Annotated in this window: 29 protein-coding genes; 27 read left to right on the top strand and 2 right to left on the bottom strand. The window is 60.0% G+C overall.

Translation table 11 applies throughout. The annotated features are described in order from the left end of the window. The first annotated feature begins 37 nt into the window (after nucleotides 1-37). Genes KBY02_RS15675 through murB form a run of 6 tightly spaced genes read left to right on the top strand, consistent with a single transcriptional unit; the run spans nucleotide 38 to nucleotide 4,195 of the window. On the top strand, nucleotides 38-754 hold the full coding sequence (locus KBY02_RS15675) for a MotA/TolQ/ExbB proton channel family protein (RefSeq protein ID WP_011267143.1): 717 nt from the start codon (nucleotides 38-40) through the stop codon (nucleotides 752-754). Continuing rightward, nucleotides 751-1,182 (top strand): ExbD/TolR family protein, encoded by a 432-nt coding sequence (locus tag KBY02_RS15670; protein ID WP_003317468.1) that lies wholly within the window; start codon nucleotides 751-753, stop codon nucleotides 1,180-1,182. Before KBY02_RS15675 ends, KBY02_RS15670 begins: the two co-directional genes overlap by 4 nt. Further along, complete coding sequence (gene lpxK / locus KBY02_RS15665) at nucleotides 1,182-2,177, top strand: tetraacyldisaccharide 4'-kinase (RefSeq protein WP_054091479.1); 996 nt, start codon at nucleotides 1,182-1,184, stop codon at nucleotides 2,175-2,177. Before KBY02_RS15670 ends, lpxK begins: the two co-directional genes overlap by 1 nt. 17 nt (nucleotides 2,178-2,194) lie before the next feature. Continuing rightward, entirely contained in the window at nucleotides 2,195-2,380 is a 186-nt protein-coding gene (locus KBY02_RS15660; protein WP_002552679.1) for a Trm112 family protein, read from the top strand. Next, nucleotides 2,377-3,141, top strand: a complete 765-nt coding sequence (gene kdsB / locus KBY02_RS15655; protein ID WP_024639315.1) for a 3-deoxy-manno-octulosonate cytidylyltransferase — start codon at nucleotides 2,377-2,379, stop codon at nucleotides 3,139-3,141. Before KBY02_RS15660 ends, kdsB begins: the two co-directional genes overlap by 4 nt. Nucleotides 3,142-3,175: 34 nt before the next feature. After that, nucleotides 3,176-4,195, top strand: coding sequence for a UDP-N-acetylmuramate dehydrogenase (gene murB / locus KBY02_RS15650; RefSeq protein ID WP_024642747.1), 1,020 nt, complete (start codon nucleotides 3,176-3,178; stop codon nucleotides 4,193-4,195). Between the two features lie 154 nt (nucleotides 4,196-4,349). Here the strand turns inward: murB and rne are convergent, their stop codons facing one another. Next, a complete protein-coding gene (gene rne / locus KBY02_RS15645) occupies nucleotides 4,350-7,640 on the bottom strand; it encodes a ribonuclease E (protein ID WP_162496690.1) in 3,291 nt (1,096 codons plus the stop codon). Between the two features lie 726 nt (nucleotides 7,641-8,366). Between rne and rluC the strand changes: the two genes are divergently transcribed. Genes rluC through sppA form a run of 3 tightly spaced genes read left to right on the top strand, consistent with a single transcriptional unit; the run spans nucleotide 8,367 to nucleotide 10,998 of the window. Beyond that, nucleotides 8,367-9,323 (top strand): 23S rRNA pseudouridine(955/2504/2580) synthase RluC, encoded by a 957-nt coding sequence (gene rluC, locus KBY02_RS15640; RefSeq protein ID WP_003317474.1) that lies wholly within the window; start codon nucleotides 8,367-8,369, stop codon nucleotides 9,321-9,323. Continuing rightward, on the top strand, nucleotides 9,313-9,975 hold the full coding sequence (locus KBY02_RS15635; protein ID WP_024661286.1) for an HAD-IA family hydrolase: 663 nt from the start codon (nucleotides 9,313-9,315) through the stop codon (nucleotides 9,973-9,975). Before rluC ends, KBY02_RS15635 begins: the two co-directional genes overlap by 11 nt. A 24-nt stretch (nucleotides 9,976-9,999) precedes the next feature. Next, nucleotides 10,000-10,998, top strand: a complete 999-nt coding sequence (sppA, locus tag KBY02_RS15630; RefSeq protein ID WP_011267147.1) for a signal peptide peptidase SppA — start codon at nucleotides 10,000-10,002, stop codon at nucleotides 10,996-10,998. A 55-nt stretch (nucleotides 10,999-11,053) separates the two neighbouring features. Here the strand turns inward: sppA and KBY02_RS15625 are convergent, their stop codons facing one another. Beyond that, the gene (locus KBY02_RS15625; RefSeq protein WP_032656554.1) at nucleotides 11,054-11,632 is read right to left on the bottom strand and encodes a Maf family protein; all 579 of its coding nucleotides are present in this window, start codon (nucleotides 11,630-11,632) and stop codon (nucleotides 11,054-11,056) included. A gap of 106 nt (nucleotides 11,633-11,738) precedes the next feature. On the opposite strand from KBY02_RS15625, the gene KBY02_RS15620 reads away from it, so the two are divergent. The 18 genes from KBY02_RS15620 to KBY02_RS15535 all read left to right on the top strand — a co-directional run bounded on the left by KBY02_RS15620 (nucleotide 11,739) and on the right by KBY02_RS15535 (nucleotide 26,054). Next, nucleotides 11,739-12,266, top strand: a complete 528-nt coding sequence (locus tag KBY02_RS15620; RefSeq protein WP_003390869.1) for a YceD family protein — start codon at nucleotides 11,739-11,741, stop codon at nucleotides 12,264-12,266. A gap of 13 nt (nucleotides 12,267-12,279) precedes the next feature. Beyond that, nucleotides 12,280-12,462 carry a 50S ribosomal protein L32 gene (gene rpmF / locus KBY02_RS15615; protein ID WP_002552688.1) on the top strand — a complete coding sequence of 61 codons (183 nt, stop codon included), beginning with the start codon at nucleotides 12,280-12,282 and terminating at the stop codon, nucleotides 12,460-12,462. Between the two features lie 4 nt (nucleotides 12,463-12,466). Further along, a complete protein-coding gene (gene plsX / locus KBY02_RS15610; protein ID WP_024639321.1) occupies nucleotides 12,467-13,489 on the top strand; it encodes a phosphate acyltransferase PlsX in 1,023 nt (340 codons plus the stop codon). Between the two features lie 116 nt (nucleotides 13,490-13,605). After that, nucleotides 13,606-14,544, top strand: coding sequence for an ACP S-malonyltransferase (gene fabD, locus KBY02_RS15605; protein WP_032656552.1), 939 nt, complete (start codon nucleotides 13,606-13,608; stop codon nucleotides 14,542-14,544). Nucleotides 14,545-14,559: 15 nt separating this feature from the next. Beyond that, entirely contained in the window at nucleotides 14,560-15,303 is a 744-nt protein-coding gene (gene fabG / locus KBY02_RS15600) for a 3-oxoacyl-ACP reductase FabG (RefSeq protein WP_024639323.1), read from the top strand. 193 nt (nucleotides 15,304-15,496) lie between these two features. Continuing rightward, nucleotides 15,497-15,739 carry an acyl carrier protein gene (acpP, locus tag KBY02_RS15595; RefSeq protein ID WP_004408315.1) on the top strand — a complete coding sequence of 81 codons (243 nt, stop codon included), beginning with the start codon at nucleotides 15,497-15,499 and terminating at the stop codon, nucleotides 15,737-15,739. 114 nt (nucleotides 15,740-15,853) lie between these two features. Then, complete coding sequence (gene fabF, locus KBY02_RS15590; protein ID WP_003390862.1) at nucleotides 15,854-17,098, top strand: beta-ketoacyl-ACP synthase II; 1,245 nt, start codon at nucleotides 15,854-15,856, stop codon at nucleotides 17,096-17,098. Then, entirely contained in the window at nucleotides 17,098-17,913 is an 816-nt protein-coding gene (gene pabC / locus KBY02_RS15585; RefSeq protein WP_024643100.1) for an aminodeoxychorismate lyase, read from the top strand. Before fabF ends, pabC begins: the two co-directional genes overlap by 1 nt. 2 nt (nucleotides 17,914-17,915) lie before the next feature. Then, nucleotides 17,916-19,058: an endolytic transglycosylase MltG gene (mltG, locus tag KBY02_RS15580; protein WP_054091483.1), complete on the top strand. Its 1,143-nt coding sequence runs from the start codon at nucleotides 17,916-17,918 to the stop codon at nucleotides 19,056-19,058. A gap of 19 nt (nucleotides 19,059-19,077) precedes the next feature. Beyond that, nucleotides 19,078-19,710 (top strand): dTMP kinase, encoded by a 633-nt coding sequence (gene tmk, locus KBY02_RS15575; protein WP_024639326.1) that lies wholly within the window; start codon nucleotides 19,078-19,080, stop codon nucleotides 19,708-19,710. After that, nucleotides 19,703-20,689, top strand: a complete 987-nt coding sequence (locus KBY02_RS15570) for a DNA polymerase III subunit delta' (protein ID WP_116893479.1) — start codon at nucleotides 19,703-19,705, stop codon at nucleotides 20,687-20,689. The genes tmk and KBY02_RS15570 overlap by 8 nt, the downstream gene beginning before the upstream one ends. Nucleotides 20,690-20,723: 34 nt before the next feature. After that, nucleotides 20,724-21,080, top strand: a complete 357-nt coding sequence (locus KBY02_RS15565) for a PilZ domain-containing protein (protein ID WP_003409617.1) — start codon at nucleotides 20,724-20,726, stop codon at nucleotides 21,078-21,080. Nucleotides 21,081-21,094: 14 nt separating this feature from the next. Next, nucleotides 21,095-21,880 carry a TatD family hydrolase gene (locus KBY02_RS15560; RefSeq protein WP_004408301.1) on the top strand — a complete coding sequence of 262 codons (786 nt, stop codon included), beginning with the start codon at nucleotides 21,095-21,097 and terminating at the stop codon, nucleotides 21,878-21,880. A gap of 304 nt (nucleotides 21,881-22,184) precedes the next feature. Beyond that, nucleotides 22,185-22,838, top strand: a complete 654-nt coding sequence (locus tag KBY02_RS15555) for a LysE family translocator (protein ID WP_024643097.1) — start codon at nucleotides 22,185-22,187, stop codon at nucleotides 22,836-22,838. Nucleotides 22,839-22,984: 146 nt separating this feature from the next. Next, nucleotides 22,985-23,647, top strand: a complete 663-nt coding sequence (locus tag KBY02_RS15550) for a TetR/AcrR family transcriptional regulator (protein ID WP_003368424.1) — start codon at nucleotides 22,985-22,987, stop codon at nucleotides 23,645-23,647. Nucleotides 23,648-23,770: 123 nt separating this feature from the next. Then, nucleotides 23,771-24,373 (top strand): DUF4823 domain-containing protein, encoded by a 603-nt coding sequence (locus tag KBY02_RS15545; protein WP_003318496.1) that lies wholly within the window; start codon nucleotides 23,771-23,773, stop codon nucleotides 24,371-24,373. Nucleotides 24,374-24,394: 21 nt separating this feature from the next. Continuing rightward, nucleotides 24,395-24,955: a DUF1285 domain-containing protein gene (locus tag KBY02_RS15540; protein ID WP_004408288.1), complete on the top strand. Its 561-nt coding sequence runs from the start codon at nucleotides 24,395-24,397 to the stop codon at nucleotides 24,953-24,955. 85 nt (nucleotides 24,956-25,040) lie between these two features. After that, nucleotides 25,041-26,054 (top strand): aspartate-semialdehyde dehydrogenase, encoded by a 1,014-nt coding sequence (locus KBY02_RS15535; protein ID WP_116893478.1) that lies wholly within the window; start codon nucleotides 25,041-25,043, stop codon nucleotides 26,052-26,054. Nucleotides 26,055-26,075 lie beyond the last annotated feature (21 nt).

Below are 26,075 nucleotides of genomic sequence, written 5' to 3'. Positions count from 1 at the left end.
TGGATATCGATCTCGGCGTTCGGCACTTGGCGACCCTATGGTAGAGTGGCGCCAATTTTTCGAGGGAGTGATCACTGTGTGGGAACTGGTCAAATCTGGCGGCTGGATGATGCTGCCGATTATTCTGAGCTCCATCGCCGCCGCCGGCATCATCATCGAGCGCCTGTGGACGTTGCGTGCCAGCCGTATCACGCCACCGCACCTGCTCGGGCAGGTCTGGCAGTGGATTCAGGAACAGAAGCTGGACAGCGAAAAGCTCAAGCAGCTGCGCGCTGACTCGCCGCTGGGCGAAATCCTTGCCGCAGGGCTGGCCAATTCCAGGCATGGTCGCGAGATCATGAAGGAATGCATCGAAGAAGCCGCTGCCCGGGTCATTCATGAACTGGAGCGCTACCTCAGCGCACTGGGCTCGATCGCTGCCATGGCGCCGTTGCTTGGTTTGCTCGGCACGGTGCTGGGCATGATCGATATCTTCGGCTCGTTCAACAGCTCCGGGGCCACCGCTAACGCCGGTGTGCTGGCAGGTGGTATTTCCAAGGCGCTGATCTGTACCGCGTCGGGTCTTATCGTAGCGATCCCGGCGATTTTCTTTCATCGCTTTCTGCAGAGCCGCGTCGATGAGCTGGTAGTCGGCATGGAACAACAGGCCATTCGTCTGGTTGAAGTGGTGCAGGGCGACCGCGATGTCGATCTGATCGACGCCAAGATCGATCTCAAGTCGCTGGCCAGAGCGGGCGGGGGCAAGAAGAAGTGAAATTTCGCCGTCGCAGACCCCGGGAAAACATCGACATCAATCTGGTCTCTCTGATTGATGTGGTGTTCATCCTGCTGCTGTTCTTCATTGTGACGACCACCTTTACCCGTGAAACCCAGTTGCGAGTGGATCTGCCCCAGGCCGTCACCGGAACGCCGGACGTGGATGCCAGCGCTAAACAGCTGGACATTGCCATCAACGCCGACGGGATTTTCTCGCTGAACAATCAGTTGTTGCCGAAAAACGACCTGGCGACGCTGATCGAGGCGCTGCAGCGCGAGTCGGGGGGCGATACCAGCCTGCCGCTGTCGATCAGCGCCGACGGCAAGACCCCGCACCAGTCGGTCATCACGGCCATGGATGCGGCGGGCAAGCTGGGCTTCAGTCATCTGCGCATGACCACTGTCGAGGCCACACCGGCTAACTGATGGCATTCACTGACCGTTTGCTCGACGCCTGGTACAAGGGCCACCCTGCGCTGGCGCTGTTGCGCCCGCTCGAAGGTCTTTACCGGCGTGTCGTAGAGCGCAAACGGGCGCGGTTTCTGGCGGGCGAAGGTGATATCTATCGAGCGCCGGTGCCGGTCATTGTGGTGGGTAATATCACCGTCGGTGGCACGGGCAAGACGCCGTTGATTCTCTGGATGATCGAGCATTGCCGCCGTCGCGGTTTGCGTGTCGGGGTGGTCAGCCGTGGCTACGGCGCCAAGCCGCCAAGCCTGCCGTGGCGTGTCCTGCCTGAACAAAGTGCCAGCGAGGCGGGGGACGAGCCGTTGCTCATCGTGCAGCGCTGCGGTGTGCCGCTGATGATCGATCCGGATCGCAGTCGCGCCGTACAAGCCTTGCTCGCTGCCGAATCGCTGGATGTGATTCTTTCCGACGACGGCTTGCAGCATTACCGGCTGGCCCGCGACCTGGAACTGGTGCTGATCGATGCCGCCCGTGGTCTGGGCAATCGCCGCTGTCTGCCTGCCGGGCCGTTGCGCGAACCGGCCGAGCGGCTGAACAGTGTCGACGCCTTGCTTTATAACGGTGCCACGGCTGACAGGGACGACGGCTATGCCTTCAGGCTCAAGCCTTCGGCACTGATCAATCTGCGCAGTGGCGAACGTCAGCCAGTGGATTATTTCCCGGCCGGGCAGGCGCTGCATGCGGTCGCCGGAATCGGCAATCCCCGACGTTTCTTCAATACCCTCGAAGGATTACACTGGCGACCGGTGCCTCACGCGTTCGCCGACCATGCTGTCTACAGTGCCGAAGCGCTGACATTTGCACCCGCGCTGCCCTTGGTCATGACCGAGAAGGATGCGGTGAAGTGTCGTGCCTTTGCCGCTGATGACTGGTGGTATCTGGCAGTGGATGCAGTACCTTCCGATGCCTTTGTCGGTTGGTTCGACCAGCAACTGCTACGTCTTTCTCCATGATTGCTTCAGGATCTCCTATGGACACCAAACTACTCGATATCCTCGCTTGCCCTGTCTGCAAGGGACCATTGAAGCTTAGCGCCGACAAGACCGAGCTGATCAGCAAGGGCGCAGGCCTTGCCTATCCGGTGCGCGACGGCATCCCGGTGATGCTCGAAAGCGAAGCTCGCACCCTGAGCACCGACGAGCGGCTGGAAAAATGACCGCAGCGTTTACCGTTGTCATTCCTGCGCGCTACGGCTCCAGCCGCTTTCCGGGCAAGCCGCTGAAAACCATTGCTGGCAAACCCATGGTTCAATTGGTCTGGGAGCAGGCCTGCAAGAGCAGCGCCGAACGCGTGGTGATTGCCACCGACGATGCGCGCATTGTCGAAGCCTGTCAGGCTTTTGGTGCCCAAGTGCTGCTGACGCGCGACGATCACAACTCCGGCACCGATCGTCTGGCCGAGGTGGCCGCGCAATTGGGCCTGGCGGCTGACGCGATTGTCGTCAATGTGCAGGGCGACGAGCCGATGATCCCGCCTGCGGTGATCGATCAGGTGGCGTCCAATCTGGCCGCCCATCCCGAAGCCGGCATGTCCACGCTGGCCGAGCCTATCGACGACGTGGCCGCGTTGTTCAACCCCAATATCGTCAAGGTGGCTACGGACATCAACGGCCTGGCGCTGACGTTCAGCCGGGCTCCCTTGCCGTGGGCGCGCGATGCGCTTGCAGCAAATCGCGACCAGTTGCCTGCCGGCGTGCCTTATCGTCGGCACATCGGGATCTACGCTTATCGTGCGGGTTTCCTGCATGACTTCGTCAGTTGGGGCCCGTGCTGGCTGGAAAACACCGAAAGCCTGGAACAATTGCGGGCGCTGTGGAATGGCGTGCGAATTCACGTTGCCGACGCGCTTGAAGCGCCACCCGGTGGCGTCGATACCCCCGAAGACCTGGAGCGCGTAAGGCGCTTGCTGGAGGGTTAATGCGCTTCGTCCAGTGTTCCGGGAAGGCGAGGGCATGAGCTTGCAGGTGCAATCAGCGATTTCCCTCAAGCCGTTCAATACGTTCGGTGTGGATGTTCAGGCCCGGTTGTTTGCCGAAGCGCACAGCGATGATGATGTTCGCGAGGCGCTGGCCTACTCGGCCAGGCATGACGTGCCGCTGCTGGTGATTGGTGGTGGCAGCAACCTGCTGCTCAGCGCTGACGTGCAGTCATTGGTGGTGCGCATGGCCAGCCGCGGCATTCGCATCGTGCACGAGGACTGTCTCGAGTCGATTGTCGAGGCAGAAGCTGGCGAGCCCTGGCATCCGTTCGTGCAGTCCTGTCTGGAGCTGGGGCTGGCGGGGCTGGAAAACCTCAGTCTGATCCCAGGCACCGTTGGCGCGGCACCCATGCAGAACATCGGTGCTTATGGCGTCGAGATCAAGGATGTCTTCCATAGCCTGACTGCGCTGGATCGTGAAACCGGCGAATTGCGCGAGTTTTCTCTGCAGGACTGTGCGTTCGGCTACCGCGACAGCGTGTTCAAGCATCAGGTCGCGCGCTGGTTGATCCTGCGTGTGCGTTTCAAGCTCAGTCGCGTAGCTCGCCTGCACCTCGAATATGGCCCGGTTCGTCAGCGTCTCGACGAGCAGGGTATCGATCGGCCGACGCCGTTCGATGTCAGCCGTGCGATCTGCGCCATTCGCAGTGAAAAGCTGCCTGACCCAGCAATGCTGGGCAATGCCGGCAGTTTCTTCAAAAACCCGATTATCACTGCCGAACTGTACGCAACGATCAAACAGCAGCACCCAGGCGTCGTCGGCTACCCGCAGGACGATGGTCGAGTGAAGCTGGCGGCCGGGTGGCTGATCGAGCAGGCAGGCTGGAAGGGCTATCGCGATGGTGACGCCGGCGTGCACAAGCTCCAGTCGCTGGTGCTGGTCAACTATGGGCAAGCCAGTGGCTTGCAGCTACTAAGTCTGGCGCGCCGTATACAGACCGACATCGCTGAACGTTTTGGTGTCGAGCTGGAAATGGAGCCGAACCTCTACTGATAGCCTGGGGATGGTCTCTTGTGAGAGGGAGCTCGCTCGCGAAGAGATCAGATCAAGCGCCGCGTATTGAAGATGAGCGTGGTGCAAGCCTCAATCAACGGACATGAAAAAGCCCCGCCTGTTTGCACAGGCGGGGCTTTTTCATGGGCCGGGGTTAGACGAGGGGTTTAGGCTCGTTTTCTTTCTCGGCTTCATGTTGCGGTTTAACTGCTGGTTGCTCAGTTGCCGCTTCTTCGGTCTTTTCCTCGGCTGCCGGTGAAGGCTGGGCCGATTCTGCTTCAGCGGCAGCAGGCGCCGCCTCGACGACTGGAGCGCTGGCAGCAGCGGCTTCCTGTTGACGACGTGCTTCTTCTTCACGCTTGCGGCGACGAACTTCACGAGGATCGTTCGGTGCGCGGCCCGTGCTGCTGACCACTGGTGCAGGCGCTGCTTCTACCGCCGCAGGTGCCTGCTCTTGTGGGGCCGGAGCCTGTTCTTCAACGACCGGCTGAGGCGCGACGTAAGGAGCAGGTTCTTCTTTCAGCGCTACCGGCTCGACGACAGCAGCAGGTGCAGGCGTTGGCAGTTCGGATGATTCAGTGGCTGGCACTTCCTCATGAGCCGCTGCTTCGACCGGCGCCTGTGGTGCTGGCTCTGGCGTCGGCTTGAACGGCACTACGCGTTCTGCGTGAGGTGCTTCGAACAGTTCGGACTGTGCAGCAATCGCAGGTGCTTCGACCGCTGCCGGCTGAACTTCAACCTCTGGAGCAGGCTGCGCTACAGGAGCATCGTCTGCCACAGGGGCTTCAACGGCCGGTGCTTCGACAGTCGGCTCGGCAACGGTCGGTGCTGTTTCGGCAACCGGTGCTTCGGTGGCTGGCGTTTCAGCCACAGGCGCTTCGGCAGCAGTTGCCTGATGCGCAGGCTCGGCGTCTGCAGCGGCTGGGTTGCTGTTGGCACGTTCGGCCTGCTGATGCGCGTCGGCTTCGGCAGGCGCGCTGATCACGCTGCTGGCAGCGGAAGCTGCGGCGGTGAAGCCCAGACCCGCCGACAGGTCGGTGGCGCTGCCTTCTTCTTCGTTGCCGTTCTCTTCGGAGCCTTCGATCACGTTGCCATTGGCATCGCGCTGACGCTCACGACGATTGCTGCGACGACGCTGGCCACGCGAGCGGCGGCGAGGGCGGTCGCCTTCGCTGCCGTCGTTGCCTTCCTGGTTCTCGTCGTTGGTCTGCTCTTCGTTGAGCAGCACTTCCTCTTCTTCGCTCACGGCAGCCGCAGCCTGTTCGGCGCGTGGTTGACGTTCTTCACGAGGTGCGCGCGGCTGGCGCTCTTCACGGGGGGCGCGTTCAGGACGCTCCTCACGAGCGAGGCTCACCGCAGGTGCTGCATCCAGAGGCTCGCGCAGTTCGCGAACCGGACGATCTTCACGCGCTTCACGCGGCTTGCGCTCGCGGGTGGTACGGGCTGGACGCTCTTCGCGCGGTGTCGACTCCTCGCGGGCTTCACGCGGTTCGCGAACGGTGCGCTCTTCACGAGGTGCACGTTCCTCACGCGGAGCACGCTCTTCACGAGGTGCGCGCTCTGCACGTTCTTCGCGGGGGGCGCGTTCTTCACGAGGCTTGCGCTCTTCGTCGCGGCGATTGTTGCGGCCACGGCTCTGCTGGCGGCCGTTGCGGCGTTCTTCGTTGCGGGCTGGACGCTGTTCTGCAACAGGTTTCTCGACCACGACCGGAGCAACAGGCTCTTCCTTGGTCGCGAACAGGCTGACCAGGGATTTCACCAGACCCTTGAACAGGCTTGGCTCGTGAGCGGCGGGTGCCGGTGCAGGCGTTGGTGCAGGGGCTGCGGCTTCTACCGGGACCGGAGCATTGGCACGAGCCGGGGCAGTCTTGACGGCTGCTTCCTGACGAACCAGGGTGCGGGTTGCGGCGGCCAGCGGGGCAATTTCTTCCACTTCGGCAGCGGCAGCAGCGATTTCGTAGCTGGTCTGGCTGCTGTGCGCTTCAGGGCTGTCATCACGCAGACGCTGAACTTCGAAGTGCGGCGTTTCCAGCTGATCGTTCGGCAGAATGATGATGCGGGCACGGGTGCGCAGTTCGATCTTGGTGATCGAGTTGCGTTTTTCGTTGAGCAGGAAGGCCGCGACCGGGATCGGCACCTGAGCGCGCACTTCGGCAGTGCGGTCTTTCAGGGCTTCTTCTTCGATCAGGCGCAGGATGGCCAGCGACAGCGATTCAACATCACGGATGATGCCGGTGCCGTTGCAGCGAGGGCAGACGATGCCGCTGCTTTCGCCCAGCGATGGACGCAGGCGCTGACGGGACATTTCCAGCAGGCCGAAGCGCGAAATACGACCGATCTGCACGCGGGCACGGTCGGCTTCCAGGCTTTCGCGGACTTTCTCTTCCACGGCGCGCTGGTTCTTGGCCGGCGTCATGTCGATGAAGTCGATGACGATCAGGCCGCCGATGTCACGCAGACGCAGTTGACGGGCGATTTCCTCAGCCGCTTCAAGGTTGGTCTGCAGGGCAGTTTCTTCGATGTCGCTGCCTTTGGTGGCGCGCGCCGAGTTGATGTCGATGGACACCAGGGCTTCGGTCGGATCGATGACGATGGAGCCGCCGGAAGGCAGTTCGACAACGCGCTGGAAGGCGGTTTCGATCTGGCTTTCGATCTGGAAGCGGTTGAACAGCGGGACGCTGTCTTCGTAAAGCTTGATCTTGCTGGCGTACTGCGGCATCACCTGACGGATGAAGGTCAGTGCTTCTTCCTGGGCTTCGATGCTGTCGATCAGGACTTCACCGATATCCTGACGCAGGTAGTCGCGGATAGCGCGGATGATGACGTTGCTTTCCTGGTAGATAAGGAAAGGGGCGGAGCGATCGAGGGACGCTTCCTTGATGGCGGTCCACAGTTGCAGCAGGTAATCGAGGTCCCACTGCATTTCTTCGCTGCTGCGGCCCAGGCCTGCAGTACGAACGATCAGACCCATGTCGGCTGGCGCGATCAGGCCATTGAGGGCTTCACGCAGTTCGTTGCGCTCTTCACCTTCGATACGACGCGAGATGCCGCCGGCACGAGGGTTGTTGGGCATCAGAACCAGGTAGCGGCCGGCAAGGCTGATGAAGGTGGTCAGGGCTGCGCCCTTGTTGCCACGTTCTTCTTTCTCGACCTGAACGATGACTTCCTGGCCTTCGCTCAGGACGTCCTTGATGTTGACGCGGCCTTCAGGGGCTTTCTTGAAGTACTCGCGGGAGATTTCCTTGAGGGGCAGAAAGCCGTGGCGCTCAGAGCCGAAATCGACAAAGGCAGCCTCAAGGCTGGGTTCGATGCGAGTGATTCGGCCTTTATAGATGTTGGCCTTCTTCTGCTCGCGTGCACCTGACTCGATGTCCAGGTCGTAGAGGCGCTGGCCGTCTACCAGTGCAACACGCAACTCTTCGGGTTGAGTTGCGTTAATCAGCATTCTTTTCATGTAGTACCGTCGGTTTCCGGGCTGCCGGAAACGGCGTTCGGCACACACGACTTCTCACGGTCGGTGTCAGGGCACGTCAGGAGTGGTTGGACACTCCAGTGTCTAGCGAGGTCCTCGCCCAGAGGGGGCGGAGGGTCGCGACGACGTTTCCTGCTTGCTGTGGTGGCATAAGACACCCCTTTCAGCAAAAGCTTTGTCAGGAGGAGGAATCGACCATCGGTAGCGGACGAGATGAAGCGTCTAGAACAAGCCTTGTGCTACACAGTCCGATGGTTGTGCGTCTCCACCCTACACGTATCCCTGATAATTCGGGTGCTGCCGCGCGCAGAATCCGCAGCGGGTTGGCATTTACCGCGACCTTCGATAGGGAAGGTCGCGCATCATGGCTTGAGGCGTTGTTCCCGAAGCATTCGCTCGTAGCGTCTGAAAGCGACTGCACTTTGTGAACTGGCCATGAACTGTCCGCACTGGCCACGAGCTGTCTGCTCTGCTGTCAGGCGTGTTTCCGGCCTCATGTCACCTGCGCTTGTTACGTTTTCAGCGTGCTCCGTTGTCACCGAACACCGCGTAGGACGGCCTCCCGTCCTTGTGAATTGCGTTGGTCAGGGCCGGTTGTCAACCGTTGGTCCGCTGTCCGGCCGCTTTTGGCGGCGTTCGCGACTATAGCAGCAATCATTAAGTGCTTCAAATCCATAAAAAATTGTTATCATTTGCGGCATGACGAATATTGCCCCTCCAACCCCCGGCGTCCAGCTGGTTGAGGTTGCCCCGGAACTTGCCGGTCAACGCATCGATAACTTTCTGATCACTTATCTCAAGGGTGTGCCCAAAACCTTGATTTACCGCATTTTGCGCAAAGGCGAAGTGCGTGTGAACAAGGGGCGGATCAAGCCGGAGTACAAGTTGCAGGCAGGCGATATCGTGCGCATTCCTCCTGTGCGCGTGCCTGAGCGCGACGAGCCCGTGCCGGTTGCGCAGGCGCTGCTGCAGCGTCTCGAAGCGGCGATCGTCTATGAAGACAAGGCGCTTATCGTGCTCAACAAGCCTGCAGGTATTGCCGTGCATGGCGGCAGCGGCCTGAGCTTTGGCGTGATCGAAGCGTTCCGCCAGTTGCGCCCGGATGCCAAGGAGCTCGAGCTGGTGCACCGCCTTGATCGCGATACATCCGGTCTGCTGATGATCGCCAAGAAACGCAGCATGCTGCGGCATCTGCACGAAGCCCTGCGCGGCGACGGCGTCGACAAGCGCTACATGGCGCTGGTCCGCGGTAACTGGGCAACGGCGCTGAAGCAGGTGCGTGCGCCATTGATGAAAAGCAACCTGCGCTCCGGCGAGCGCATGGTCGAAGTGAATGAAGAGGGCAAGGAAGCCCTGACGATTTTCAAGGTGCTGCGTCGTTTCGGTGACTTCGCCACCATGGTCGAAGCCAAGCCGGTTACCGGGCGTACCCACCAGATCCGTGTGCACACCTTGCATGCGGGGCATGCCATAGCAGGTGACACCAAGTACGGTGACGAGAATTTCAGTCGCGAAATTCGCGATCTGGGCGGCAAGCGTCTGTTTCTGCACGCTTACATGCTGACGGTGCCGATGCCCGATGGCAGCAAACTTAATGTGCAGGCGCCTGTCGATGACATGTGGGCCAAAACAGTGGAGCGTCTGAGTGCGCCGTGATTACGATCTGTTGATTTTCGACTGGGACGGCACACTGGCCGACTCGGTCGGGCGCATCATCCTGTCGATGCGCACGGCGGCCATCGAGACCGATCTTGAAGTGCGCGACGATACGGCGATCAAGGGGATTATCGGCCTGGGGTTGCCCGAGGCGATTCGAACCTTGTATCCGCAGATCAGTGGCAATCAGCTGATCGAATTTCGGCAGCACTACGCGGACAGTTACATGGCAATGGATAACGTGCCTTCGCCGCTGTTCGAGGGTGTGGTGGAGTCGATGCAGGCGTTTCGCGAGGACGGCTATCGTCTGGCGGTCGCTACCGGCAAGGCGCGTCGCGGGCTCGATCGGGTGCTGAAGGCCAATGGCTGGCTGGATTACTTCGATGCTACCCGCGCGGCCGACGAGACCGCCAGCAAGCCTGATCCGCTGATGTTGAACGAGATCATGGCGCACTGCGGGGTTACGCCGCAGCGTTCGCTGATGATCGGCGATGCTTCGTTCGATCTGCTGATGGCTCGCAACGCGGGTATGGATTCGGTTGCGGTGGGTTATGGCGCTCAGCCGCTGGAGTCGCTGCGCCAGTTCGAGCCGCGGCTGGCTATCGAGCATTTTTCCGAGCTGCGCACCTGGTTGAACGGGCGCAGCGTCTAGTTTTCGGGTTGGAGTGATTGGAACATGTCTGACGAATGGAAGGCACCCGTTTCGCAAAGCGCGGACGAGGGCATCAATGGCAGGGAAGAGGCTAAAAGCTGGAAGCTTCTTGAAAAGACGCTGCTGGCCAGTGTTCAGGAACAGCGCCGCGCGCGTCGCTGGGGGATCTTTTTCAAGCTGCTGACGTTCGCGTTCCTGTTTGTTGCAGTGATCGTTCCGATGCTGGATTTCGAGGGCGGCACTTCGCGCCGTTCCAGTCACACTGCGCTGATCGATGTGCAGGGCGTGATTGCCGACAAGGAGGCGGCCAGTGCCGAGAACATCGTCACTGCGCTGCAGAAGGCCTTCGAGGATGAAAAGACCAAGGGTGTGATTCTGCGTATCAACAGCCCGGGCGGCAGTCCTGTGCAGTCGGGCTATGTCTACGACGAAATCCGTCGCCTGCGCGCGGCGAAGCCGGACATCAAGGTGTATGCGGTCATTACCGATCTCGGTGCTTCGGGCGCTTATTACATCGCCAGCGCCGCTGACCAGATCTATGCCGATAAGGCCAGTCTGGTGGGGTCGATCGGTGTGACGGCAGCAGGTTTCGGCTTTGTCGGAGCCATGGACAAGCTCGGCGTTGATCGTCGTACCTATACCTCCGGCGAGCACAAGGCGTTCCTTGACCCGTTCCAGCCACAGAAGGCTGACGAAACGCAGTTCTGGCAGGGTGTGCTGGACACGACTCATCGCCAGTTCATTGCCAGTGTCAAACAGGGTCGTGGCGACCGCTTGAAGGACAAGGACCACCCAGAGCTGTTCTCCGGGCTGATCTGGACCGGCGAGCAGGCTGTTGCGCTCGGTCTGGTGGATGGGTTGGGCAGTGCGAGCTATGTCGCGCGGGATGTGATCAAGGAGAAGGACATCGTCGAGTACACCGTCGAAGAGTCGCCTTTTGATCGCTTTTCGAAAAAGCTGGGCACCAGCATCGCCGAGCGAATTGCCATGCTGGTCGGTTTCAACGGCCCAAGCCTGCGTTGATGGCTTGATGCAGATATAAAGAACCCGGCCACTGGCCGGGTTCTTTGTCTGAGTGTCAGGGTACGCTGACGCCTTCCTTTATTAGCATGTCCACCAGACGTATCAGGGGGAGACCGATCAGGCTGGTCGCGTCGCTGCCTTCGGTGCTGCGAAACAGGCTGACGCCAAGGCCTTCTGCCTTGAAGCTGCCCGCGCAGTCATAGGGCTGTTCGGCATGCAGGTAGCGTTCGATGCTGGCCTGGTCGAGTTCGCGCATGTGCACTGTAAAAGGCACACAGTCGACCTGGCACTCGCCGGTCGAGCTGTTGAGCAGGGCCAGGCCGGTCAGGAAAGTCACGCTTTTGCCGCTCGCCGCCGTCAGCTGTTCCAGTGCGCGTTCGAAGCTGTGCGGCTTGCCCAGGACCTGTTCGTCAAGGACGGCGACCTGGTCGGAGCCGATGATCAGGTGGTGAGGATGCTCTGCAGTGAGTGCTTGGGCTTTCTCCCGGGCAAGGCGCTGTACGAGGTCGAATGCGGCCTCGTCCGGTCGCCGGCTTTCATCGATATCCGGAGACCTGCAGGTGAATGGCAGGCGCAGGCGGGCGAGCAGTTCGCGGCGGTATGAGGAGCTGGAAGCGAGGAGCAGGGATGGCATGCGGTTCTCCGTAGGCTGAGCGTTGATTCTAAAGAGTGGCCGGAGTGACGAACAGGCCTGAATTTCCTTTGACATGCCCGGGGGGCATCCCTAGAATGCTGCGCCTATGTTGAATGACCCGATTCCATCTCACGTTGACCCGCGCAAATTGTCCGATCGCGGCACTACCCTTCAGGGTGAAGTGCTGCTGGGCGATCTGAAGAGACTCTGCGACCCGCTTGCCGACACTGTCGGTACGGTGCAGGCGAAATTCGTTTTTGAGCGTGACGAACGCCGTTCTGTGGTTATCCACAGTTCGATAGACGTCCCGGTCAAGATGGTTTGCCAGCGTTGTCTTGAGCTGGTGACCCTGCCGATCCACAGCGAATGCAGTTACGTTGTGGTGAAGGAGGGTGCGAATACCCAGTCGTTACCGAAAGGTTATGACGTGCTGGAACTGGGCGAAGATCCTTTGGATCTGCTGGCATTGATCGAGGAGGAGCTATTGCTCGCCTTGCCCATTGTGCCTGCTCATCATCCTGAAGAATGCCAGCAACCGGCGGGTCTCGATGAGCCCGAACCGAGCGTGGACGAGGTAACGCGGTCCAACCCGTTCAGTGTATTGGCGCAGTTAAAGCGTGACCCAAACGTTTAGGAGTTAATCAATTATGGCTGTTCAGCAGAACAAAAAATCCCGCTCTGCCCGTGACATGCGTCGTTCGCACGACGCTCTTGAGGCAAGCACTCTGTCGGTAGAAAAGACCACTGGTGAAATTCACCTGCGTCACCACGTATCGCCAGAAGGCGTATACCGTGGTCGTAAAGTGATCGACAAGGGCGCTGACGAGTAATTTCTTGTCCGCTCCGATCATCGCGATCGACGCAATGGGCGGGGACTTCGGTCCCCGCAACATTGTTCAGGCAAGCCTCGCGTGCCTGACAGCTACTCCCTCGCTTCACCTGGCCCTTGTCGGCCAAGCCTCCCTTATTGAAGAACTCGTCTCTGCTCATGAAGCCGTGGATCGTTCGCGCCTGCGTGTCATTCATGCCAGTGAAGCGATTGCGATGGACGAGCGTCCGTCTCAGGCGTTGCGTGGCAAGCCTGACTCTTCCATGCGCGTTGCTCTCGAGCTGGTGGCCAGCGGTCAGGCCCAGGCATGTGTCAGTGCCGGCAATACCGGTGCGCTGATGGCGCTTTCCCGGTTTGTGCTCAAGACCTTGCCAGGGATCGACCGCCCGGCAATGATCGCAGCCATTCCCACTCGCTCGGGTCATTGCCAGTTGCTGGACCTGGGGGCGAACGTCGATTGCAGCGCCGAGGCGCTCTATCAGTTTGCAGTGATGGGCTCGGTGCTTGCCGAGATCCTCGGTGTCGCAACGCCCAGAGTGGCCTTGCTCAATGTGGGCACTGAAGACATCAAGGGCAATCAGCAGGTCAAGCGTGCTGCCGGTCTTTTACAGGCTGCCTCGGGGCTTAACTACATTGGCTATGTCGAAGGCGACGGGTTGTACAGGGGAGAGGCTGACGTGGTGGTGTGTGATGGTTTCGTCGGCAACGTGTTGCTCAAGTCGAGTGAGGGGCTGGCGACCATGATTGCGGCCAGAATCGAGACGCTGTTCCAGCGCAATCTGCTCAGCAGAGCGGTCGGCGCGCTGGCGTTGCCCTTGTTGAAGCGTTTGCAGACCGACCTGGCGCCCGCCCGTCATAATGGTGCGAGCCTGCTCGGATTGCAGGGGGTCGTGGTGAAAAGCCACGGCTCTGCAAGTGTTTCAGGTTTTCAGAGTGCGATTCAGCGAGCGCTCGTCGAGTCCCGTGAAAACCTGCCACAGCGCTTGAAGGGGCGGCTTGAAACGATGTTTCAGGACGGCCTAACCTGAAAATGTGACGCATCAGACTGGTCAGTCATCCAACCGATCAGTCATGTAAATTAGAATTCCCGCGTTCGGCCTGTCCGGACGCCCATTTTGGCGACAATAATTCAGAGGCTTGTCAAATGTCTGCATCCCTCGCATTCGTCTTTCCGGGTCAAGGATCGCAATCGCTCGGTATGCTCGCCGATCAAGGCGCGCACCATCCGCTGATCCTCGACACTTTCGAGCAGGCTTCCGAAGCCCTCGGCTATGACCTGTGGGCATTGACTCAGAACGGTCCTGCCGAGCTGCTCAACCAGACCGACAAGACCCAGCCGGCCATTCTGACCGCTTCCGTTGCCTTGTGGCACGTGTGGCTGGCCGAGGGCGGTGCGGTTCCCGCATTCGTCGCCGGTCACAGTCTGGGTGAATACAGCGCACTGGTGGCCGCGCAAAGCCTGAGCCTGGCCGACGCCGTGAAGCTTGTCGAGCGTCGCGGCCAGTTGATGCAGGAAGCGGTGCCGGCGGGTCAGGGCGGCATGGCCGCCATCCTGGGCCTGGATGATGCCGACGTTATTGCAGCCTGCGCCGAAGCGGCACAGGGTGAAGTCGTCAGCGCGGTGAATTTCAACTCGCCGGGTCAGGTGGTGATCGCCGGTTCCGCCGAGGCCGTCAAGCGTGCCATGGAACTGTGCAAGGCCCGTGGCGCCAAGCGCGCCTTGCCATTGCCGGTCAGCGTGCCATCGCACTGCGAACTGATGCGCCCGGCCGCCGAGCGTTTCGCCGAGGCCGTTGAAGCCATCGAATGGCAAGCGCCGGAAATTGCGCTGGTACAGAACGTCAGCGCCAGTGCCGTCAGTGATCTGGCGACGCTCAAGCGTGATTTGCTGGAGCAGTTGTACAAGCCGGTGCGTTGGGTCGAGTCCATTCAATGCCTGGCGAGCCGCGGTGCGACCCAGCTCGTGGAATGCGGTCCGGGCAAAGTGCTGGCCGGTCTGAACAAACGTTGCGCCGACGGCGTGATGACCTACAACCTTGATACCCCGGACGCCTTTGCCGCCGCGCGCGCGGCACTGGCCTGATTAGGAGAAGCCTGCATGAGCCTTCAAGGTAAAGTGGCACTGGTAACCGGTGCAAGTCGCGGCATTGGCCAAGCCATTGCTCTGGAATTGGGACGCAACGGTGCTGTTGTCGTGGGTACCGCGACGTCAGAGTCCGGCGCCGAGCGCATCAGTACGACGTTCAAGGAAAACGGCATCGAAGGCTTTGGCCTGATGCTGGATGTCTGCGACGCCGAGTCTGTGAATTCGGTTCTGTCCACCATTCAGGAGCGCGTCGGCGCACCGTTGATTCTGGTCAATAACGCCGGTATCACCCGTGATAACCTGATGATGCGCATGAAAGATGACGAATGGTATGACGTCGTCAACACCAATCTGAACAGCCTTTTCCGTCTTTCCAAGGGCGTTTTGCGTGGTATGACCAAGGCGCGTTGGGGGCGTATTATCAGCATTGGTTCGGTTGTGGGTGCCATGGGCAACGCCGGTCAAGTAAACTATGCTTCCGCGAAGGCCGGTCTGGAAGGCTTCAGTCGGGCTCTGGCCCGTGAAGTGGGCTCGCGGGCGGTCACCGTGAATTCGGTGGCACCGGGTTTTATCGATACCGACATGACGCGTGAGCTGCCTGAGGCTCAGCGTGAGTCACTGATTACCCAGATACCCCTGGGCCGTTTGGGGCAAGCCGAAGAGATTGCGCACGTAGTCGCTTTTCTTGCGTCCGAAGGCGCAGGCTACGTTACCGGGGCCACAATCCCTGTTAACGGCGGCATGTACATGAGCTAATGTGACGACCTGTTTCAAAAAAATGTCATACGAGCTGTCTAAAATCCGTTATAAAGCTGCAATCTATGAATGGGCAAAGGTACGGTTGGGCATAAAAGGGGAGAGCGTTAAGCTTGAAATTCGCAAAACCTCTTCTATACACTTACCCACTGGCCAGATGCCTGAACATTTCCACTAGGAGTTAAAACTAGGTATGAGCACCACATCCATCGAAGAGCGCGTCAAGAAAATCGTTGCAGAGCAACTTGGCGTCAAACAAGAAGAGGTTGTCAACACTGCTTCTTTCGTTGAGGACCTGGGCGCTGACTCCCTGGACACCGTCGAGCTGGTAATGGCTCTGGAAGAGGAATTCGAGACCGAAATCCCTGACGAAGAAGCGGAAAAGATCACTACCGTTCAAGCAGCAATCGACTACGTCACTAGCCATCAGGCTTAAGATTTGTAATCGCTGACTGCTGTCACGGGAAAACCGCACTGCTTTAACCGGCGTGCGGTTTTTTCTTTAAAAAACGCTGTGATTGTTCCGTAAACAAGAGAGAAGGAGAGTCCTGTGTCGCGTAGACGCGTCGTGGTCACCGGGATGGGCATGCTTTCGCCACTGGGCAATGACGTGCCCAGCAGTTGGCAAGGCATTCTGGCGGGCCGCAGTGGCATTGGCCTTATCGAGCACACGGACTTGTCAGCCTTCACCACCCGCTTCGGCGGCTCGGTCAAGGGTTTCAACGTCGAAGAATACCTCGCGCCCAAAGAAGCGCGCCGCCTCGATCTCTTTATTCAGTATGGCCTTGCGGCCAGCTTTCAGGCCGTGCGTAATGCAGGCCTCGAAGTCACTGATGCAAACCGTGAGCGCATCGGCGTTGCCATGGGGTCGGGCATCGGTGGTCTGACCAATATCGAAAACAGCAGTCGCCTGCTGCACGAGCAGGGTCCGGGACGGATTTCACCGTTCTTCGTTCCTGGCTCGATCATCAATATGATTTCCGGTTTCCTGTCGATCCACCTGGGCGCACAGGGACCCAATTACTCCATCGCGACGGCTTGCACGACTGCAACCCACTGCATCGGCATGGCGGCTCGCAACATCGCCTATGACGAAGCGGACGTGATGATCGCCGGTGGCGCTGAAATGGCCGCCTGTGGACTCGGTCTGGGCGGCTTCGGTGCAGCGCGTGCGCTGTCGACCCGCAACGATGACCCGACCCGCGCCAGTCGTCCCTGGGACAAGGGCCGTGATGGCTTCGTCCTGTCCGACGGTGCCGGTGCCATGGTGCTCGAAGAGCTTGAGCACGCCAAGGCGCGTGGCGCGACCATTTATGCAGAGCTGGTCGGGTTCGGCATGAGCGGCGACGCTTATCACATGACCTCGCCACCTGATGACGGCGCCGGTGCTGCACGCTGCATCGTCAATGCGTTGCGTGATGCCAAGGTCAATCCCGATCAGGTGCAGTACATCAACGCACACGGTACGTCGACGCCTGCAGGCGATCTGGCCGAAGCTTCTGCGATCAAGTCGGTATTCGGTGATCACGCCTACAAGCTGGCAGTCAGTTCGACCAAGTCGATGACCGGCCACCTGCTGGGCGCTGCCGGTGCTGTCGAAGCGATCTTCAGCGTCCTGGCAATGGTTGATCAGGTGGCTCCGCCGACCATCAACCTGGATGAGCCAAGCGAAGGCTGCGATCTGGACTTCGTGCCTCACGAAGCGCGCCGCATGCCGATCGACGTCGTTCTGTCGAACTCCTTCGGCTTTGGTGGCACCAACGGCTCGCTGGTATTCCGTCGGTTCGCCGAGTAATGCCCGACTGGGTCGATGGCTGCCCCGCAGACGCCTTGTCCCTCAAGGACCGAGGGCTGGCCTACGGCGATGGACTGTTTGAAACCATCGTCGTCAAGGCCGGGCAGCCATTGCTTCTGGAGCGTCATCTGCAGCGTCTCGAAAGCGGCTGCGCGCGCTTGTCGATCGCAACCGATCACGCGCTGATCCGTGCTGAAATGACCCGCTTCGCTGCAGAGCTTGGTGATGGGGTCATGAAGCTCATCCTGACCCGTGGCGACAGCCAGCGCGGCTACGCTCCTGCCCCCAATGCCCAATCGCGTCGAATCCTGCAGGGCGGCCCTGCGCCAGCCTATCCGGGTGTGCATGCCGAGCAGGGCGTGCGCCTGTTTGCCTGCCAGACGCGTCTGGCGGAACAACCGCTTCTGGCCGGCCTCAAGCACCTCAATCGTCTGGAGCAGGTACTGGCCCGCTCCGAGTGGAGTGACAGCGAGCACGCCGAGGGCTTGATGCGTGACACGTCAGGACGACTGATAGAGGGTGTCTACAGCAACCTGTTTCTGGTCAGTCAGGGCCGTTTGCTGACTGCTGATCTCAGCCGCTGCGGGGTCGCAGGTGTGATGCGTGCCGAATTGCTGGATCAGGCACCAAAGCTGGGGCTGACTGTCGATATCCGTGACCTGCACATGTCTGACCTTGAATCGGCAGACGAAGTGTTTCTATGCAACAGCGTGTACGGCGTCTGGCCGGTTTGCAGCTTTGCAGCGTTGAACTGGCCGGTCGGGCCGCTCACCCGTAAACTGCAAGGTATTGCTCGCACCCTTCTGGATATCTGATTTTGATCCGAAAAATATTGGTGTTGCTGGAAACAGCGGTTGTCCTGGCAGGTTTGCTGTTCGGCTTTGCGTTCTGGCAGCAGTACCAGGCGCTGAACCAACCGCTCGAGGTGGCTCAGGAACAACTGCTGGACGTTCCGGCCGGTTCGACGCCGACCGGCGTACTCAATCGATTGCAGGCCGATGGCGTAATCAAGGACGCTTTCTGGTTGCGTCTCTACTGGCGTTTCAACCTGTCCGGGCAGGCCCTGCACAGCGGTGAATACCGCATGGTGCCGGGGATGAACGTCAAAGGCCTGTTCGACGTCTGGAAGCGCAAGGAAGTCGTGCAATACAGCCTGACGCTGGTCGAAGGCTGGAATTTCCGCCAGGTGCGTGCTGCGCTGGCCAAACAGGCCAAGCTCGATCAAACGCTGGCAGGTCTGTCCGACAGTGAGCTGATGGCGAAAATAGGCCATCCCGATGTGTTGCCTGAAGGCCGTTTCTTTCCGGACACCTATCGCTACGTGCGCGGCATGACCGATGCCGAATTGCTCAAGCAGGCTTATAGCCGTCTGGAAGAAGTACTCGACGAGGAGTGGAATGCGCGGTCGCCAGAGGCGCCGTATTCAAACCCTTACCAGGCGCTGATCATGGCGTCGCTGGTCGAGAAGGAGACCGGCGTACCTCAGGAGCGCGGCCAGATAGCCGGCGTGTTCGTGCGTCGCCTGAAGCTGGGCATGCAGTTGCAGACCGACCCGACCGTGATCTACGGCATGGGCGAGCGCTACAACGGCAAGTTGACCCGCGCCAACCTCAAGGAAGCCACGCCCTACAACACCTACGTGATCGCCGGCCTGCCGCCGACGCCCATTTCGCTGGTAGGGCGTGAAGCGATTCATGCTGCTCTTAACCCGGTGGACGGCAGCAGTCTGTATTTCGTGGCCAAGGGCGATGGCAGCCACGTGTTCTCGGACGATCTGGATGCCCATAACGCGGCCGTGCGTGATTATCAGCTCAAGCGTCGTGCGGATTATCGCTCCAGCCCGGCACCTGCCGCACCTGCCGCACCTGCCACACCGGCACCCGTAACTGACTCGCCCCCTTCGGAAAGCGTGCCTGCGGATACTCCGGATGCGCCGCAGTCCGAGCCGAATGCACAATGATGACGATTAAGGATGACCTGTGACTGGCTTGTTTATCACTCTTGAAGGCCCGGAAGGTGCAGGCAAAAGTACCAACCGTGACTACCTGGCGGCGCAATTGCGTGCGCAGGGTGTTCAGGTACTGCTGACCCGCGAGCCGGGTGGTACTCCGCTGGCCGAGCGTATTCGCGAGCTGTTGCTGGCGCCCAGCGACGAGGCCATGAGCGCCGACACCGAGCTGCTGCTGGTGTTTGCGGCGCGTGCACAGCATTTGGCCGAAGTCATTCGTCCAGCGCTGGCGCGTGGCGAGGTGGTGCTCTGTGATCGGTTTACCGATGCCACCTACGCCTATCAGGGCGGCGGCCGCGGCCTGTCCCATCAGCGTATTGCAGCGCTGGAACAGTTCGTTCAAGGCGACCTGCGCCCTGACCTGACGCTGGTCTTCGACCTGCCGGTGGAGATCGGTCTGTCACGCGCCGCTGCACGCGGTCGGCTGGATCGCTTCGAGCAGGAAGGCAGAGCTTTCTTCGACGCTGTGCGCAGCACCTATCTGGAGCGGGCCAGGGCCGAGCCTGCGCGCTATCGCCTGGTAGACGCCGCACAGACTCTGGCCGACGTTCAGGCTTGCCTCGACACCTTGCTGCCTCAGTTGCTGGAGCTGCAACGTGGCTGAAGCCTATCCCTGGCAGGCGTCGCTCTGGCAGCAGATGGCCGGTCGCGCCCAGCACGCTCACGCCTATCTGCTGCACGGGCTGGCGGGTATTGGCAAGCGCGCTCTGGCTGAACGGCTGATGGCCAGCCTGTTGTGCAAGACCCCTGAAGGGCTTGATGCCTGCGGACACTGCAAGTCCTGTCTGCTGCTGGCGGCTGGCAGCCACCCTGACAATTATGTGCTCGAGCCGGAAGAGGCGGACAAGCCGATCAAGGTCGATCAGGTGCGTGATCTGGTCAGTTTTGTGGTGCAGACCGCTCAGATGGGCGGGCGCAAGGTGGTGCTCGTCGAGCCTGTGGAAGCGATGAATACCAACGCGGCCAATGCGTTGCTGAAAAGTCTGGAAGAGCCTTCAGGCAATACCGTTCTGTTGCTGGTCAGTCATCAACCGAGCCGCTTGCTGCCAACGGTCAAGAGCCGTTGTGTGCAGCAGGCGTGCCCGTTGCCCGGCGAACAGATGAGCCTCGACTGGCTGAGCGGCGCATTGCCCGATTGCACGCAGGACGAACGCTTCGAGTTGCTGACGCTGGCCGCCGGATCGCCGCTGGCTGCGGTGGCGCTGCACACGCAGGGCGTTCGCGAACAGCGCGCGCTGGTGGTCGACGGCGTCAAGAAGCTGCTCAAGCAACAACAGTCGGCTACCCAGCTGGCCGAGGGCTGGAAGGATATTCCGCTGTTACTGCTGTTCGACTGGTTCTGTGACTGGTCGCACCTGATCCTGCGCTATCAGATGACCCAGGACGAGGAAGGCCTTGGCCTGGGTGACATGCGCAAGGTCATTCAATACCTGGCGCAAAAATCTTCTTGCGCCAAAGTGCTGGAAATTCAGGACTGGATTCTGGCGCAGCGCCAGAAAGTCATGTCCAAGGCCAACCTCAATCGGGTGTTGCTGCTTGAAGCGTTATTGGTTCAGTGGGCAGGCCTGCCGGGACAGGCGTAGACTCTGCGTTATCCGGAACCGTTGAGGTGTTGTCATGAGTCTGCCGCCGAGCACAGGTCCACGTAATGGCATTCTGTCCCTGACCATCAAGGACAAATCCGTTCTTTACGCTGCTTATATGCCGTTCATTAGAAACGGCGGGCTGTTCATTCCGACCAGCAAAAGCTACAAGCTGGGCGATGAAGTGTTCATGCTGCTCAATCTGATGGACGAACCGGAGAAGGTTCCGGTTGCCGGCCGCGTGGCCTGGATCACGCCAAAAGGCGCACAGGGCAATCGCACCGCTGGCGTTGGCGTGCAGTTCAATGACGGCGACAACACCGCCCGCAATCTGATCGAAACTCACCTGGTCGGCGCTCTCAAGTCCGATCGTCCAACCCATACGATGTAGTTGTGTTTTAAGCCATGCTTGTAGATTCCCATTGTCACCTCGATCGCCTTGACCTTGCCCAGCACGACGGCTCTCTGGATGCAGCCCTCGACGCCGCGCGCGGCAGAGGGGTCGGGCATTTTCTCTGCATCGGTGTCAGCGCCGACAATGCGGGGGCGGTCAAGGCACTCGCCGAACGCTACGCGGATGTCGATTGCTCGGTGGGCATTCATCCGCTGGACGTGAAGCCCGGCGAAATGCCGCCCCTGGACTGGTTGCTCAAGGAACTCGATCACCCGCGGGTGGTGGCCATTGGCGAGACCGGTCTGGATTATCACTACGAACCTGAAGCGGCCGAGATTCAACAAGCGTCTTTCCGTGTTCACCTCGAGGCGGCCAGAATCACTGAAAAACCGGTGGTCATCCACACTCGGGGCGCACGTGCCGATACGCTCAGCCTGCTGCGTGAGGCTGCCTTGCCCCACGCCGGTGTCCTGCACTGTTTCACCGAGGACTGGGAGATGGCCAAGGCCGCGCTGGACCTGGGGTACTACATTTCGCTGTCCGGCATCGTGACGTTTCGTAATGCCGATGCCCTGCGCGACGTTGCAAGGCAGGTGCCCGCCGATCGTCTGCTGGTCGAGACCGATTCCCCGTACCTCGCGCCGATCCCTTACCGGGGCAAGCCGAACCTGCCCCAGTACGTACGTGAGGTTGCCGAGTTTCTGGCAATGCTGCGAGGCGAGTCCTACGAGCACTTTGCCGAGCAGACCACCGCCAACTTTGCCCGCCTGTTTCCGCTGGCGCACGTTCAGCGCTGACGGATGCTCAAATCCGCGGGCAGACAAATCGCAGGCAAAAAAAACCCGGATTCTGGGGGGTGAAGCCGGGTCAAGACCATTAGGAGTAAAACAAAGGCGCGCGAGTCCTTTGGCACCTCTACTGCCGAGTCATTTGGGGAATGATGACGCGTCAGCAGCTTAAGTATTGTTCAGGACGGCGTAGCGTCCAGTGTCTTTTGATCGTTTTTTAAACAGTTTTGGAATACTAAAGCCCTCCTTGAGTGCTCGATGAACACTTTGTATCGGGCGAAATGCGGGGGCGCTGCAGTCATGGAGTGGTGGGGTGGAGTTTTCCAACGGTTTTCTGCTGAGTCTGTCCTTGTGTCTGGACATTGGTCTGGCCAACATCGCCATGATCACGCTGTCCATGCAGCGCGGTTTTTCCAGGGGGCTATGGCTGGGGCTGGGAACCTGCGTCGGTGATCTGGCCTACGCAATCCTGGCGATGCTCGGCATGGCCGTGCTGCTGCAATATGAAGCCGTGCGCTACGTGCTGTGGATTGGCGGCACAGCAGTGCTGGCCTGGTTCTGCTTCAGGATGATCATGAGTGCCACTACCGTCAGCACCGGTCTCGACAGTCAGAAGGTTGAATCGGAAAAATCCAGCCTGGCGCTGTTCCTGCGCGGGATCTTTCTGGCGATGTCCTCGCCCAGCGCCATCCTCTGGTTCGCCGCAGTCGGCGGGGCGCTGATTGCCCGGCAAGGCTCTGATCTTGTCAGCGCTTCGACCTTTCTCGCCGGGTTCGTCGCTGCGGGCGTGGTCTGGTCGATCTCGCTGTGTGCGCTGGCTCATCAGGGTGGGCGATTCATGGGCGAACGAATGTTGCGCTGGTCATACATTGCCTCGGCGCTGATCTTTGCCTACTTCACGTTGTATGTGGTGATCACGGGTTATCTGGAGTTTGTCGTTGCCTCTCCAGCGTTGCCAGCGCACTAGGTTGCCACCGCACTGGAACGGTATCGGGCGCCCGGGCTGACCGGTGCGAATCGTTCATGCAGGTCGACAAGTATGGATGAACCGTGCAATTTAGCGCCGATTGGGCATAATACCCGGCTTCGATTTCGATCCTGACAGACCTCTCTATGCAGAAAGAACCTCGTAAGGTCCGTGAATTTCGCCGCCGTGAGCAGGAAATTCTCGACACCGCGCTAAAGCTGTTTCTCGAGCAAGGCGAAGACAGCGTCACTGTCGAGATGATCGCGGACGCCGTCGGCATTGGCAAAGGCACCATCTACAAGCACTTCAAGTCCAAGGCGGAAATCTACCTGCGCCTGATGCTCGACTACGAGCGGGACCTGAACGAGCTGCTGCACTCGGCCGATGTCGACAAGGACAAGGAATCGCTCTCGCGCGCCTACTTTGAATTCCGTATGCGTGACCCGCAGCGCTATCGTCTGTTCGACCGTCTGGAAGAGAAGGTGGTCAAGGGCAATCAGGTGCCTGAGCTGGTCGAAGAGCTGCACAAGATCCGCGCCTCCAACTTCGAACACCTGACGCTGCTGATCAAAGGCCGCATCAGCGAAGGCAAGCTCGAAGATGTCCCGCCTTACTACCATTACTGCGCTGCCTGGGCGCTGGTACATGGCGCTGTTGCGCTGTATCACTCGCCGTTCTGGAGCAACGTGCTGGAAGACCAGGAAGGCTTCTTCCACTTCCTCATGGACATCGGCGTACGCATGGGCAACAAGCGCAAGCGCGACGGCGACGTCAGCGCCGAACCCACGCCAGATCCCGCCGCCGAATAACGCGCCGCCCCGGTCTTGAGCATCAGCTTCAAGGCTTTGGCGTCGGCTGCGCCAGAGATGGCGCGGAAGCTGCATCCGACGACCATTCGCCGGTTTTCCGTCACCGGTATTTGGGAGGGGATAATGCGTAGCCTGGTTATGCTGCTCGCGCTTCTGGCGTTGAGTGGCTGCATGAAAGTCAGTGACATGGGCGAAGGTGTTCGCGAGCAATTCAGCGATGCAGGTCTGCTCGACCATAGCGAAACCCGTCGTACTGCCAACTGGCGCGTGCAGCCTGACTCGTTCATTTACATCGCTCAGGGCGCCTTCGTACCGCCGGGCAACGCCTATCCGCGGCCTAACGTGGTGGCTGAAGAAGCCTTCAAGGGCTTTATCGAGTACTTCCCGATGGTCCGTCGTGCCCGCGGCCCGCTCGGGCTGGATGAAGCCATGGTCGAGGCGCGTGCTGCGGGCGCGCATTATTTGCTCTATGCACGTTTCGCCAAGGCTGACGACCGCATCGGCAATGGCGATCAATGGGCCGATCAGGAAGCGGTGGACCGTCTGGGTGTCGACAGCGGTGTCATTCAGCTGATGCTGATCGAGACCGGGACCCGTTACCTCATCGACAGCGCACGTATTCGCAGCCGTGGCGGATTGCTGACGCTTTACGACAAAAGCCCCGAGGATTTGCTGGGGCCGCCGCTTGAGGACTACGCTCGTACCTTATTGGGTGTCGAACGCTAGGGCTCGTATCAGGAGAATGGAGTGACCGATTCAAACAAGGCGGGTGATCTGTTCGCACAGATCCCCAAAACCAAAGGGTTGCCGCCTGTTCATTTGTGGAATCCGGACTTCTGCGGCGATATCGACATGCGTATCGCCCGCGACGGTACCTGGTATTACCTGGGCACGCCGATCGGCCGCAAGCCGATGGTCCGGCTGTTCTCGACCATTATGCGCCGCGATGGCGATGACTATTTCCTGATCACGCCCGTCGAGAAGGTCGGCATCACCGTTGATGACGCGCCTTTTGTCGCCGTCAGCCTTGAGGTGCTGGGGGAGGGCGAGGGCCAGGTGTTGCGCTTTCTGACCAATGTAGAGGATCAGAGCGAAGCGGGACCGGAACACCCTTTGCGGGTTGTCACCGACCCTGATACCCAGGAACCGGCGCCGTATATTCACGTGCGGAGCAATCTGGAAGCGCTGATTCACCGCAATGTTTTCTATCAGTTGGTCGAGCTGGCCGTTTCCCGCGATATGGACGGACAGCGCTGGCTGGGCGTCTGGAGCCATGGCGTGTTCTTCCCGATAGGGCTCGAGCCTTGAAATACACACCTGATTGCCGGCTTGAATTGCCTGTCGGCAATGCGGCGGTTAAAGTGCCGCTCCCTGATTTTCCTGAGGTTTTTGCATGAGCCAGTCCTTTGATATCGCCGTAGTCGGCGCAACCGGTACTGTCGGCGAAACCGTTGTGCAGGTTCTGGAGGAGCGCAATTTTCCGGTGGGCAATCTGTACCTGTTGGCCAGCATCGAATCCGCAGGCCACTCGGTGCCGTTTCGAGGCAAGAATGTGCGCGTACGCGAAGTCGACGAGTTCGACTTCAGTAAGGTGCGCATGGCGTTTTTCGCTGCGGGACCTGCGGTCAGTCGCAGTCACGCCGAAAAGGCGGTAGCAGCGGGGTGCACGGTCATCGACCTGTCGGGGACATTTACCTCAACCCAGGCGCCGAATGTGGTGCCGGAAATAAATGCTACGCTTTTGCACAGCCGTGGCGTCGCTCCCTGTCTGGTTGCCAGCCCCAGTGCTTCTGCCACTGCGGTTGCCCTGGCTCTGGCGCCGTTGCGCGGCCTGATCGATATCCAGTCGGTGACGGTAACGGCGTGTCTGGCGGTATCGGCACTGGGGCGTGAAGGCGTCAGCGAGCTGGCACGTCAGACCACCGAGCTGTTGAATGTCCGTCCGCTGGAAACCCGGTTTTTTGATCGCCAGATGGCGTTCAACCTGCTGGCTCAAGTGGGTACTCCAGATGTGTCGGGGCACCTGCCGCTGGAAAGGCGTCTGGTCGAAGAATTGCGCGAACTGCTGGCGCTGCCATCGCTCAAAGTGTCTGCGACCTGCATTCAGGTACCGGTGTTCTTTGGTGACAGCTTCACTGTAGCGCTGCGCACGGCCGGAACGGTCGACGTGGCGGCGGTCAATGCTGCACTCGAGTCTGCAGACGGGGTCGAACTGGTCGATGCGGGGGATTACCCTACGCCGGTGGGCGATGCGGTGGGCCAGGACGTGGTTTATGTGGGGCGCGTCAGGACGGGAACCGACGATTCCGAGCAGCTCAATCTGTGGCTGACCTCGGATAATGTGCGCAAAGGCGCTGCGCTCAACGCTGTGCAGGTTGGCGAATTGTTGATAAAAGACTATGTGTAAAAGATACTTGGCAACAATTTG

Source organism: Pseudomonas sp. P129, assembly GCF_020312195.1.
GTDB classification, from domain to species: Bacteria; Pseudomonadota; Gammaproteobacteria; order Pseudomonadales; family Pseudomonadaceae; genus Aquipseudomonas; species Aquipseudomonas fragariae.
Note: the sequence above shows the minus strand (reverse complement) of the source record. Positions and strands in the feature narration are given on the sequence as shown.